Source organism: Pilimelia terevasa (genome assembly GCF_014647915.1).
Classification (GTDB): domain Bacteria; phylum Actinomycetota; class Actinomycetes; order Mycobacteriales; family Micromonosporaceae; genus Pilimelia; species Pilimelia terevasa.
This window is the reverse complement of sequence record NZ_BMQC01000001.1, coordinates 522,209-534,500: the sequence shown is the minus strand read 5'-3', so window position 1 is coordinate 534,500 and position 12,292 is coordinate 522,209. Positions and strand designations below refer to the sequence as shown.

11 protein-coding genes are annotated in these 12,292 nt (G+C 75.8%); 2 read left to right on the top strand and 9 right to left on the bottom strand.

The window, feature by feature from the left end; genetic code table 11:
• The first annotated feature begins 2 nt into the window (after positions 1-2).
• Together IEY75_RS02565 and IEY75_RS02560 are read left to right on the top strand one after the other, a co-directional pair.
• A complete protein-coding gene (locus IEY75_RS02565; RefSeq protein WP_189112493.1) occupies positions 3-1,157 on the top strand; it encodes a GNAT family N-acetyltransferase in 1,155 nt (384 codons plus the stop codon).
• A 3-nt stretch (positions 1,158-1,160) separates the two neighbouring features.
• Complete coding sequence (locus tag IEY75_RS02560) at positions 1,161-2,270, top strand: GNAT family N-acetyltransferase (RefSeq protein ID WP_189112492.1); 1,110 nt, start codon at positions 1,161-1,163, stop codon at positions 2,268-2,270.
• A gap of 44 nt (positions 2,271-2,314) precedes the next feature.
• Here IEY75_RS02560 and hpf read toward each other — a convergent pair whose 3' ends face one another.
• From hpf to IEY75_RS02515, 9 genes are all read right to left on the bottom strand, one after another.
• Positions 2,315-2,905, bottom strand: a complete 591-nt coding sequence (gene hpf / locus IEY75_RS02555) for a ribosome hibernation-promoting factor, HPF/YfiA family (protein WP_189112491.1) — start codon at positions 2,903-2,905, stop codon at positions 2,315-2,317.
• Between the two features lie 121 nt (positions 2,906-3,026).
• Complete coding sequence (locus IEY75_RS02550) at positions 3,027-3,836, bottom strand: ComF family protein (RefSeq protein ID WP_373290186.1); 810 nt, start codon at positions 3,834-3,836, stop codon at positions 3,027-3,029.
• A 4-nt stretch (positions 3,837-3,840) separates the two neighbouring features.
• On the bottom strand, positions 3,841-5,637 hold the full coding sequence (locus IEY75_RS02545) for an LpqB family beta-propeller domain-containing protein (RefSeq protein WP_189112490.1): 1,797 nt from the start codon (positions 5,635-5,637) through the stop codon (positions 3,841-3,843).
• On the bottom strand, positions 5,634-7,265 hold the full coding sequence (gene mtrB / locus IEY75_RS02540) for an MtrAB system histidine kinase MtrB (protein ID WP_373290193.1): 1,632 nt from the start codon (positions 7,263-7,265) through the stop codon (positions 5,634-5,636). Before mtrB ends, IEY75_RS02545 begins: the two co-directional genes overlap by 4 nt.
• Positions 7,266-7,445: 180 nt before the next feature.
• Entirely contained in the window at positions 7,446-8,135 is a 690-nt protein-coding gene (gene mtrA / locus IEY75_RS02535) for an MtrAB system response regulator MtrA (RefSeq protein WP_189112489.1), read from the bottom strand.
• Positions 8,136-8,189: 54 nt separating this feature from the next.
• Positions 8,190-9,497, bottom strand: coding sequence for an iron uptake transporter deferrochelatase/peroxidase subunit (gene efeB, locus IEY75_RS02530; RefSeq protein WP_189112488.1), 1,308 nt, complete (start codon positions 9,495-9,497; stop codon positions 8,190-8,192).
• Between the two features lie 20 nt (positions 9,498-9,517).
• Positions 9,518-10,645: an iron uptake system protein EfeO gene (gene efeO / locus IEY75_RS02525; RefSeq protein ID WP_189112487.1), complete on the bottom strand. Its 1,128-nt coding sequence runs from the start codon at positions 10,643-10,645 to the stop codon at positions 9,518-9,520.
• Positions 10,646-10,667: 22 nt separating this feature from the next.
• Positions 10,668-11,621 (bottom strand): iron uptake transporter permease EfeU, encoded by a 954-nt coding sequence (efeU, locus tag IEY75_RS02520; RefSeq protein ID WP_373290185.1) that lies wholly within the window; start codon positions 11,619-11,621, stop codon positions 10,668-10,670.
• Positions 11,622-11,763: 142 nt separating this feature from the next.
• Positions 11,764-12,285, bottom strand: coding sequence for an RICIN domain-containing protein (locus IEY75_RS02515; RefSeq protein ID WP_189112486.1), 522 nt, complete (start codon positions 12,283-12,285; stop codon positions 11,764-11,766).
• Positions 12,286-12,292: the final 7 nt, after the last annotated feature.

Below are 12,292 nucleotides of genomic sequence, written 5' to 3'. Positions count from 1 at the left end.
GGATGGAGCCGGGACGGATCAGCGCGGACGGCCTCGTCCTGCGCCCGTGGAGATCGACCGACGTGGCGGCCGTGACCGCCGCCTGCCAGGACCCCCTGATCCCCCGCTGGACCGACGTACCCAGCCCCTACCGGCGGGAACACGCCCGGGAGTGGATCGAGGAGCAGTGCCCCGCGCAGTACGCCGCGGGCACCGCCGCACCGCTGGGCGCCTTCGACGCCGACTCCGGCGACCTGCTCGCCTCCTGCGGTTTCGTCGCCCTCGACCGCGCCGCCGGGGAGGCCGAGGTCGGATACTGGACAGTCGCCGCCGCCCGCGGGCGCGGCGTGGCCGAGCGGGCCGCCCGCGCGCTGCTCGGCTGGGGCTTCGGCACCCTGGGCCTGGAGCGGGTGACCTGGCGCGCCGAGGTCGGCAACCACGCCTCCCGGCTGGTCGCGCTGCGGCTGGGCTTCCAGCTCGGCGGCGTCGACCGGGCCGCCCGCGGCGGCGACCGGCGGCGGGACATGTGGACCGCCGTCCTGCTGCCCGGCGAGCTGGCCGCCCCCGCCCCGGACCGCCCCGGCGCCCCCGGCAGCGCCGAGGCCCGGCGCGCCGCGACGTTCGGCGGCGCACAGCCCACCCTCGCCGCCCGGACCCGCGACGGCACGCCGTTCACGCTGCGGCCCGCCCGGGACGGGGACCGGGACGCGCTCGCGGCCACCTTCGCCGACCCCGAGAGCGCGGCCTGGCTCCAGGACTCGCCGCTGTCCCCCCGGGTCCGCGCGGAGCGGACCCTCGCCCACGCGGCGCAGGGGTGGGCGCGGGGCGAGGCGGTGACCATGATCGTCGCCGACGCGGCGGACCGGTGCCTGGGCTACCTGAAGTTCTGGCAGCCCGCGTCCGCGTACCCCGACGAGATGGGCTGCGGGTACGCCGTCGCGCCCGCGGCCCGGGGGCGGGGGTACGCGACGGCGGCCCTGCGCGCGGGCGCCGACTGGGCGATGCGGCACCTGGCGCTGGACCGGCTGGAGTGGTACGCCTACGTCGGCAACGACGCCTCGCGCGCCGTGGCCGCCCGGGCCGGCTTCCGCGAGGAGGGCGTGTCCCGGTTCGTCGACCTGGGGCGGCGCCGGGACTGCTGGCGGGCAGCCCGGCTGCGCACCGACGGAGAGGACTGACCTGTGGAGTACCCGTCCGAGGCGCTGGCGTACGGCGTGCGGCTGCGCCGGTACCGCGAGGACGACGTGCCGGCGATCGTCGCCGGCTGCGGCGACCCGCTCACCCAGCGGTTCATGCCCCTGATGCCGCGCGGCTACGACGAGGAGACGGCCCGCGCCTGGATCCGCACGGGGCTGCGCGAGCGGGCGGCCCACGGCGGGTACAGCTGGGCCGTCGCCGACCCGGCCACCGACCGGCTGCTGGCCGGCGCCGGGATGCGGGTGTCCGACAACGGCCGCAACATCGCCGAGGTCGGCTACTGGACCGTGCCCGATGCGCGCGGCCGCGGGGTGGCCACCGCGGCCACCCGGGCGCTCACCGACCTCGCCTTCGCGCACGGGATCGCCCGGCTGGAGCTGCTCAACATGTGGGCCAACGTGGGCAGCCAGCGGGTGGCGCTGGCCGCCGGGTACCGGCGCGAGGGCGAGCGCCGCGGCGTCCTGCCCGGCCCGGACGGCACGCGGCACGACGTCGTCGCGTGGGCGCGGCTGGCCACTGACGACGGCGCGCCGACGCCGCGCCTGCTGCCCGACCTGCCCGGCGGCGCGCTGGAGGACGGCGTGGTGCGCCTGCGGCCCCTCGCCGAGGGCGACGCGGCGGTCCTGCACGCCCTGCGCCGGGTGCCCGACGTGGTGGCCAGCGGCGTGCCGCCGGAGCCGCCGACCGCCGAGGACGTGACGCGGCGGTGCGTCCGGGCCGCCGGCCACTGGCTGGCGGGCACCCGGGCCGACCTGGTGATCCTCGACGCCGCCTCGGGCGAGGTCGCCGGGGACCTGGGCCTGTACTACCAGGAGCCGCTCACCGGGCAGGCGATGGTGGGCTGCTCACTGTTCCCGCGGTGGCGCGGGCGCGGGTACGCCGGCCGGGCCACGGTCCTGCTGGCACGCTGGGCCTTCGACATCGGGGTCCGGCGGCTCGTGGCCGGCGCGGCGCCGGACAACGTCGGTTCGCAGCGGACGCTGGAGCGGGTCGGCTTCCGGCGCGAGGGCCGCTCCCCCGACCGGCTGCCCGGACCGGGCGGCGGCCGCACCGACGACATCCTGTACGGACTGCTGCCCACCTACCTGACCTGACCCGCAGCGGTGCCGGGGGGCGTGCCCCGCCCCCCGGCACGCGCTCAGGCGGGTGCCGCCAGGGACATCACGCCGTAGTCGTAGCCGCGGCGCCGGTACACGACGCTCGGGCGGCCGCTCTCCTTGTCCAGGAACAGGTAGAAGTCGTGGCCGACCAGCTCCATCTGGAACAGGGCGTCGTCGACCGTCATGGGATCGGCCGGGTGCTCCTTCTCGCGCACCAGGTGCCACGGCTGGTCGTCGTGCGGCTCCGGGGCCGGCGCCATCGCCGGTACCTGCGGCGGGGCGCCCACGGTCGCGGCGACCTGGGCGACGGGCAGCCGGTGGCGGCGCTCCAGGCGGCGCCGGTCGGCCGAGCGCCGCATCCGGGTGTCGACCTTGGCGATCGCCACGTCCAGGGCGCTGTAGAAGTCCTTCGCGGCGGCCTCGGCGCGGATCACCGGGCCGCGGGTGTAGCACGTGATCTCGATGCGTTGGCAGTTGTCCGCCTGCCGGGGGTTGCGTTCGTGGTAGAGCTCGACGTCGATGCGGCTGAGCTTCTGGTCGTACCGTTCGACCTTGTGCAGCTTCTCCGCGACGTGCTCCCGGTAGTGCTCGGGCACCTCGACATTACGGCCCTTGACGACAATCTCCACGTGACCTCCCGCTCGCTAGTGACCGGGCTCGGGGGAACCTGCGTACCTCCCTCGCGAGCGGCGGCCGGGGCGGTAGCGGCAGGTGCGGAACCGAGCCGGGGCGGAACCCGTACCTCCGACGCTAGCCCGCGGTAGGACGATCGTCATCCCAAGTTCGCATGAGTTTCGCGGGAAATCTCTCCTGATCCGCCCGTATCCCCCGGCGAGGTGGCGGGATGATGAACGGGTCGGGCGGCAGCGCGCCCGCCGCGCGCCGGGCGGTGGCCGCCAGGACCGCCGCGCCCCGCACCGGGCTGCCGGCGGCGGCCAGCGCCGCCGCGCAGGCGGCCAGGGTGGCGCCGGTGGTGACCACGTCGTCGACCAGCACCACCGGCCCGGCGCCGGCCGGCAGGGGTCGGCGGAGCCGGATCGCGGCCGCGGCCACGGCCCGGCGCTCGGCGAGGCCGAGGCCGGCGGAGTCGGGGCGGTCGGCGGTGCGCAGCGGGCGGGCGAGGACGGCCGGGCGGCCGGCCGCGCGCAGCCGGCGCACGGCGTGCCGGGCCACCCGCACCAGGTGGTCGCCGTACCGGGCGCGGGCGGCCCGCGCGGTGCTCGGCACCGGCACCAGGCACACCGGCCCCGGCTCCGGGGCGACGTGCCGGACGGCGTCGGCGAGCAGGGCGCCCAGCGGTACGGCGAGCCGGTGCGCGCCGCGCTCCTTGTACGCCAGCAGCAGCCCGCGCAGCGCGCCGGCGTACCGGTCGACCGCGACCACCGGCGGCAGGCCGGGCGGCGCGGGCGCGGGCCGGGCCGCCCGGGGCACGGCCGCCGCGCACGCCGCGACGCACGCCGGGCACGCCTGGTACCGCAGGCGCCCGGGACCGCCGCAGCCGGCGCACCCGTCGGGCAGCAGCAGCTCCCAGGCGTCGTGCATCCACTCCGGCAGGCCCACGCGCTCAGCCCAGGTAGAACGGCGCGGTCGGGTACCCGCGCCGGTCGGCGCCGGGGCCGGGGTCGAGGAGTTCGGCGACGGTCACCGGCGAACCGCCGACGGTGTCGTAGCTGAGCTTGTTGGCCTCGTACATGACCGGGTCCGCGGGGCTGGTGTCGGACGGGTCGTCGACGACGGCGGAGAGCTGGGTGATGGGCTGGGTGCCCAGGCCCTGGTTGGGCAGTTGCAGCGGCTCCTGGACGGCGCCGTCGACGCTCACCGACCACACCTGCGTCTGGCCGATCCGCGGCTGCCGGCCGGCGACGGCGACGGCGCCCTGCGCGGTCCAGGCGACCGCGGTGGGGCCGGTCAGCTCGCTGAGCGGCAGCGGGGTGCGGGCGGTCAGGCTGATGGCGGTGCCGTCGGCGACGAGGGCGGCGGCGTAGAGCTGGCCGCCCGCGACGAGGACCACCCGCCGGCCGTCCGGCGCGACCGCCACCGCGGTCACCCCGCCCGGCGCGCCGGGCAGGACGGGCGCGGCGGCGGCCGAGGGCCGCACCAGCCGCAGCGCGCCGTCGACCGGGACGAGGCCGAACTCGCGCGTCGGCACCCAGGTGGGCTGGCCGACCACCCGCGCGCGCAGCGCCGTGGGCAGGATCCGGTGGAACCGGTTGGCGTCGGCGGTGGCCACGTCGACCGCGAGCCGGCCGCGGCCGGCGTCGCGCACCAGCACGCCGTACCGCCGGCTGCCGAACCGCTGGTACGCCGCCCGGACCAGTCCCCGGTAGCCGGCCGGCAGGTACGGCACCGAGACCGCGCCCGGGGACGGGCCGCCGATCTGCTGGACCCGGCCGGCGAGCAGGCACAGCCGGGCGGGCTCCTGCTCCGCGCGGTACGCGGGGTTGGCCACCAGGTACCGGCTGTCCTCGTCGCCGAACCTGTCCCGGTCCACCCGGACCGTCACCGCGTCGGCCCGGCCGGTCGGGCCGGCGAGGGTCCAGCGGAGCTGGGTGGCCAGGCGGCGGCCGTCGGTGTCCGGGGCCTGGGTCAGGTTGACGCTCCAGCGGCTGTCCTGCGACAGCACGTTGCCGACGAGGTCGGCGTCGGTGGGCAGCGCCCGGACGACCGGCCGCAGCAGCGGCGACGGGCCGCGCAGCAGCCACTGCACCAGCAGGGTCGGCCACTGGTTGCGGGGCATGTCCCGGCGGGGGACGTAGCGCACGTCGGGCACCAGGTAGGCGCCGTCGGCGGACCAGAAGTACAGCGTGCGCTGCTCGAAGTACTGCCGCAGGTCGGCCGCGGGCAGCAGGATCACCGGGGGCGCGGCGGTCAGGTACAGGCCGTCGGGGCCCTCGGCGATGTCGAACTTGTACGTCGCCGCCCGCCGCGGCCGGGGCAGCACGACGCCGTGGTCGGCCAGCTCGCCGAGGAACGTCACGTTGATCGTCGCCTCGAAGCCGCCGGGCCGCGGGTCGATGGCCATGTCCTCGTCGAGGTCGACGACGTGCACCGTCGCCGGGGGCTCCCAGCGCGAGCGCAGCGGCGCGTCCCCGAACGAGCGGACCCGCTTCGCCGCCTCCACCGGGTCGCCCGCGGCCGCGGACAGCATGGTCCGCATGAACTCCTTCGGGTCCCGGACGGACGCCCGCTGCGCCAGCGGCCAGGTGCCCTCGTCGCCGGCCGGCAGGGCCGCGTCGCCGACCCGCTCCTGGACGACGACGTCGCTGGTCCCGGGCAGCCCGCAGCCGGCGAGGCCGGACAGCAGGGCGAGGCAGGACAGGGCGGACAGGGCGGCGCGGGTCCGGGGCCGCGCGCGGTTCACGGCGCCGCCTCCGGCGCCGGGCCGATGCCCTCCGTGACGGCCGCGTCGGCGGGGACCAGCGGCAGCGGCGCGGCGATCAGCCGGTCGCCGCCGCGCAGCGGCAGGGTGAGCCGGAACTGGGCGCCGCCGCCGGGGGTCCCCCAGGCCTCCAGCCAGCCGCCGTGCAGCCGGGCGTCCTCCAGGCTGATGGACAGGCCGAGGCCGGTCCCCCCGGTCTGCCGGGCGCGGGAGGGGTCGGCGCGCCAGAACCGGCTGAACACGAGCTTCTCCTCTCCCGGCTTCAGGCCGACGCCGCGGTCCCGGACCGCGATGGCCACCGCGGCGTCGCCGGCCGCCAGCGTCACCTCGACGGGGGCGCCCTCGGCGTGCTCGATGGCGTTGCCGACCAGGTTACGCAGCACCCGTTCGATCCGGCGGGGGTCGACGTCGGCGATGACGGCGGACTCGGGCACGTCGAGCCGGACCGGTGCCCCGGCCGAGCGCGCCAGCCCGGCGAACTGGTCGGCGACGCGGCGCAGCATCGGCACGAGGTCGGTCGGCTCCAGGTCGAGCACCGCGAAGCCCGCGTCGAACCGGCTGATCTCCAGCAGGTCCGACAGCAGGCTCTCGAACCGGTCCAGTTCGGCCTGGAGCAGCTCGGCGCTGCGGGTGACCGCGGGCGAGAACTCGTCCCGCTCGCTGAAGATCAGGTCGGCGGCCATCCGCACGGTGGTCAGCGGCGTGCGCAGCTCGTGCGAGACGTCGGAGGTGAACCGCCGCTGGAGCCGGGACATCTCTTCCAGCCGGACGATCTGCCGCTGCAGGTTGCCGGCCATCTGGTTGAACGACGCGGCCAGCAGGGCCAGGTCGTCCTCGCCGCGGACGCTCATCCGCTGGTCGAGCAGGCCGGCCGACAGGCGCTGGGCGGTGCGGGCGGCGACGCGGACCGGGTTCACCACCATCCGGGTGACCAGGTTGGCCAGGACGGCGAGCAGGGCGATGAGGGCCAGGCCGGTGACCAGGACGGTGAACTGGATCTGCCGGGCGAAGTCGTCCTGGGTGCTCAACGGCCAGATGTAGTAGAGCTGCATCGTGCCGAAGCGGGTGACCAGCGGGGCGCCGTACACCAGGTACTTGACCGGCCTGCCGGTGACCGTGCCGGTGCGCACCTGGTACGCCAGCCGGCTCTCCTGCGCGACCTGGCGCTCCAGCTCCGCGCTGATCAGCGGGGTGACGTCGAGGGCCTGCTCGGAGGAGGTCGGACGCAGGTCGGGCAGGTTGCGGGCCTTGAAGGCGACGATCGGGCCGCCCGGCTGGCTGGGGCGGCTCGGGCTGCCGGCCAGGAAGTACGCGGTCTGGCTGAGGGTGCCGGGCAGCCGCGGGTCGGCCGGGTGGCCGTGCACCGAGAGCTGGCCCTCGGCGTACGTGACGCCGCTGGCGATCCGGGTGCGGACGTCGGCGGCCGTGCCCTCGATGAGGATCCGCCCGGAGCTCCACGCCAGCAGGTACCCGAACGAGGCCACCAGGACCGTCGCCGCGGCCGTGGTGATCGAGACCATGCGGAAGCTGAGCGAGCGCCGCCAGACCGTGCGGACCCCGACGGTGAGCTGGCGCGCGCCGCGCCGGGCCGACCGCCAGCCCAGGCGCAGGTACCGCAGGCCGAGCCGGACCAGCCGGCGGGCGGGCGGCCGGCGGCGGGCGGGTCGGCGCAGCGGCGCGGCCGGCGCCGGTGGCGCCTCGGGCGGTACGGGTGCGGGCGACCCGGCCGGCTCGGGCGACGCGGCGGCCGGCACGGCGGGGTCGACGGTCGGGCTCACGGTGCCCACAGGCTAACCCGTGCCGGCCTTGTACCCCACGCCCCGCACGGTCAAGATGATCTCGGGTCGCTCCGGGTCCGGTTCGATCTTGGCGCGGAGGCGCTGGACGTGCACGTTGACCAGGCGGGTGTCGGCGGCGTGCCGGTACCCCCAGACCTGCTCCAGCAGCACCTCCCGGGTGAACACCTGCCGGGGCTTGCGGGCGAGCGCCACCAGCAGGTCGAACTCCAGCGGGGTCAGTTTCACCTCGCCGTCGTCCCGGGTGACCGTGTGCGCCGGCACGTCGATGGTGATCTGGTTGCCGGGCGGGCCGACGACGAGGACCTCGGGGGCGACGTCCTCCCCGCGGCGCAGGCGCGCCCGCATCCGGGCGACCAGCTCCTTGGGCTTGAAGGGCTTCACCACATAGTCGTCGGCGCCGGACTCCAGGCCCAGGACCACGTCCACGGTGTCGCTCTTGGCGGTCAGCATGACGATCGGCAGGCCCGACTCGGCGCGGATCGCCCGGCACACGTCGATGCCGCTCATCCCCGGCAGCATCAGGTCGAGCAGGACGATGTCGGGCCGCGCCTCGCGGAACGCGGCGAGCGCCCGTTCGCCGTCAGCGACGAAGGCGGGCTGGAAGCCCTCGCTGCGCAGCACGATACCGAGCATCTCGGCCAGGGCGGGGTCGTCGTCGACGACCAGAACGCGCGCTCTCATGGCGTCCAATATTCCATCCCGGCCCGCGCCGATGGTGCCCGGCGCCCCGGCGGCTCAGCCGAACAGCGTCCGGCCCCAGTGGTCCCCGGCGTCGCGGACCCCGGGCGGGCAGGCGAAGACGGCGCTGCCGACGTGCCGGATGTACTCGTTGAGGACGTCCGACCGGGCCAGCGCCCGCTGGACCGGGACGAACTGCCGCCGCGGGTCGCGCTGGAAGGCGAGGAAGAACAGCCCGGCGTCCATCCGGCCCAGCCCGTCGGAGCCGTCCACGAAGTGGTACCCGCGCCGCAGCATCCGGGCGCCCCCGTGCTGGTCGGGGTGGGCGAGCCGGACGTGCGCCTCGGGCGCGATCACCGGGCGGCCGTCGGCGCCGGTGGCGGCGAAGTCGGGGCGGTCGAACTCGTCGCGGCCGGTCAGCGGGGCGCCCGAGCCCTTGGTCCGGCCGAAGATCGCCTCCTGCTCGGCCAGGGAGGTCCGGTCCCAGGTCTCCACCAGCATCTTGATCTTCCGCGAGACCAGGTAGGTGCCGCCGGCCAGCCACTGCGGACCGTCGCCGGGCTGGACCCAGAGCTGCTCCTCCAGCAGCGCGCCGTCCTCGGCGCGGAGGTTGGCCGTGCCGTCCTTGAAGCCCATCAGGTTCCGCGGCGTGGACTGCGCCCGGGTGGTCGCCGACGTCCGTCCGAAGCCGAGCTGCGACCAGCGCAGCGAGACGGTCCCGAACCCGATCCGGGCCAGGTTGCGGATCGCGTGGACGGCCACCTGCGGGTCGTTGGCGCACGCCTGGACGCACAGGTCGCCGCCGGACAGCTCGGGCCGCAACTGGTCGCCCGGGAAGTGCGGGAGCGGCGCGAGGGCGGGGGGCAGGTGGGCGGCGATGCCGAACCGGTCCCGGCCGGCCGCGTCCCGGAACAGCGAGGCGCCGAACCCCACCGTGAGGGTGAGCTGGGCCGGCGGCAGGTCAAGCGCCTCCCCCGTGTCCTCCGGCGGCGCCTGCGCGGGCCCGCCGACCGCCCCGGACCCGCCCGCGGCCTGGCCCGCGGTCATCCGGGCCGCGGCGGCCGTCCACTGCCGCAGCAGCGCGACCAGGTGGTCGCGGTCGCGGGTCACCACGTCGAAGGCGGCGAAGTGCAGCCGGTCCTGGGCGGCCGTCACGATGCCGGCCTGGTGCGCGCCGCGGAAGGCGACCGCGTCGGCGGCCGGGGCCGCGTCCTGGGCGAAGGCGTCGCGGGCGACGGCGCCGCCCGCGGCAGCCAGACCGGCGACACCGGCGATCCCGGTGGCCGCCAGGACCCGGCGGCGGCTGACGGCGGCGGCGGCGGGCACGGTGCTCCGGTCGCCCTGGTGCGGAGTCTGCGCGGCCATGTCGCTCCTCGGGGAGTGCGTCAGCGGCTGACGGCGGCGGCGACCCGGCTCACCGGCTCGCCGAGGGAGTTGATGGCGTCGGAGAGCAGCTTGAGGTCGGCCTTGGTGAGCTGGTTGTGCAGCTTCCAGCCGGTACCGGCCCGGTGCCGGTCCAGCGCGGCCGAGGCCGCGGCGAACGCCGCGTCGAGCTGGGCCACCAGGGCCGGGTCCCGGGCGACGAGGACCGGGCGCAGCGCCTCGACGGCCGCCCTGCTGCCGTCCAGGTTCGCCTTGAAGTCCCACAGGTCGGTGTGCGAGAAGAAGTCCTCCTCGCCGGTGATCTTGCCGGTGGCCACCTCGTCGAGCAGTTCCTTGGCGCCATTGGCGAGCTGGAGCGGCGTCAGCGCCTCGGCCTCGGCCTTCGCGGCGATCTCCTTGATGTCGGCCATGAGCTGGTCGGCGGTGGGGCCGGAGCCGGCGACCGACTTCGTCACCCACAGGTCCTTCTCCAGCTTGTGGAAACCGGTAAACGCCTGGCCGGGCTCCAGGTCCGCCTCGCGCGCGTCGATCCTGGGGTCGAGGTCGCCGAAGATCTCGGCGACCGGCTCGATCCGCTCCCAGGGCTCGCGGGCCTTCGGGAACAGTGCCTTGGCCTCGGTGATCCGGCCGCCCTTGACCGCGGCGACGAACTGGGTGGTCAGGGTGAGCAGCGCGGCGGTCTGGCCCTTGACGTACGCCCGGTAGCGCGCCACGGCCGCGGTCAGCTCCGGGTCGACGGCGGGACCGGCGCCCGCCGCGGTCACCGTGAACGCGCCCCGGATGCCGTCGCCGACCATGCCCGGCTTGCACGCGGTCTGGTAGGCGCCCGCGGCCAGTTCGACGCGTAGCTCCCGGGTGAGGCCGGGGGCGATGTTCTCCACCTCGCCGGCCACCTTGTCCGCGCCGGCCAGGACGTAGAACTCGGTGACCTTGGCGCCCTTGTTGGCGACGGAGAAGACCACGGTGCCAGCCGGCGCGTCGGTCCGGGCGATCTCGCAGCCGCCGTCGGTCGAGGTCACCGCGATGGCGCCGCCGGATGCCGCCGGCCGGTCGTCGCCGCCGCAGCCGGCGGCGGCGGCGGGGAGCAGGGCGCCGGCGGCGAGCAGGGCCAGGGTTCGGGTCGCGCGCATGGTTCTCCTCCGGTGGTGCGGTTCAGGCCTGGGCCGGCGCGGTCGCCGCGGCGTCGGCCGGCGGCGCCGCCGGGCGGGAGCCGGCGGGCCGCAGAAAAAGGATCATGGTGGGGACGACGTAGGCCGCCCAGGCGGCCATCTCCAGGACGGTCGCCCGCGGGGTCAGGTTGACCATGCCGGTCAGCAGCGTGGCGTACCACGAGCCGGGGTCGACGGTCGCGGTGACGTCGAACGCCAGCGTGCCCAGGCCCGGCAGGACGCCGGCCTCCTGGAAGTCGTGTACGCCGTACTTGAGGATGCCGCCCGCGACCAGGACCAGCAGCGCGCCCGTCCAGCGGAAGAAGGTGCCCAGGTTGATCCGCACCGCGGTGGCGTACAGCAGGTAGCCCATGCCGATCGCGGTGAGGACGCCGAGGGTGATCGCGACGAGCGGCGTCGCGGTGGCGGCGCCCCGGGCCGCCGTGAAGAACAGCAGGGCGGTCTCCAGGCCCTCGCGGACCACGGCCAGGAAGCTGAACGCGGCCACCGCGGCCGGCCCCAGCGCCAGCGCCTGCCCCAGCCCGGCGCGCAGCTCGCCGCCCATCCGCCGGGCCGCCCCGCGCATCCAGAAGATCATCCAGGTGACGAAGCAGACCGCCGCCACGGACGTGACCGCCTCGAACAGCTCCTGGTTGCGGCCGCTGACCGACGCCTGGGTGAAGGTGAGCAGCGCGCCGAAGCCCACCGACAGCAGCACCGCCACACCGGCGCCGAGCCAGACCATGGGCAGCACCCGCCGCCGGTCGGACTTGACGAGGAAGGCGACGAGGATGCTGACGACGAGCGTGGCCTCCAGCCCTTCGCGGAGGCCGATGAGATATGTGGCGAACGATGCCTGACTCATGCTGTGCTCCGGCTGCGGCGGCGCCGCCGGTGGGGCGGCGCCGCGGGTCGTGGGTAGGCGGTCGACGAGGTCGCCCACGGTAAGGGCAGCCACACCTTAACCCCTGCGCGCGGAGCGCAGTCAAGCCAGGCAAAAAGGGTGCGGCGGGCAGAGAACCACCCGCCGCACAAATCCCTCCCACTCTTTCCGGTACCGGCCTATCGCGGGCCGGCCCATCGTCGTATGTCGATCACTGTCAGACCAGCCGCCACCGCTGCGCGAGCGGGAACACGAAGCTGCAGTTGGACTGCACCACCGGCGCGAACGGACCGAAGCCCTGGGCCGTGAGGCACCGGTTGGTCAGCCGGTTGCGGACCTGCTGGCCGGTGAAGGTGTTCGTGAACGACCACTGCTGGTCGGGCGCGAAGAAGTTGCACATCTCCGACCGGACCGGCGTGTTGTTGAACAGCGAGTTGACGCCCAGGCAGCGGTTGCCGGTCGCCGACCGGACCGTGTAGAAGCCGCCGAACCGCGGCTGGAGTTCCCAGCGCTGCTGGGGCGAGAAGAACGTGCATCCGCTCTGGAACACGGGCAGCCCCGGGACGGGCGATCCGGTCCGAGTCAGACAGTTGCCGGTGAGCACGTTGCGCAGCCGCACCGACTGCTGCAACTGCGTCTGCTGCGGAGCCGCGCTCGCCGACGTGGCCGGTGCGAGCACCGCGGCGCCGGCCATCAGCACCGCCGCAATGGACCCACCGAGCCTGACAGACATTCGCATTGCCATC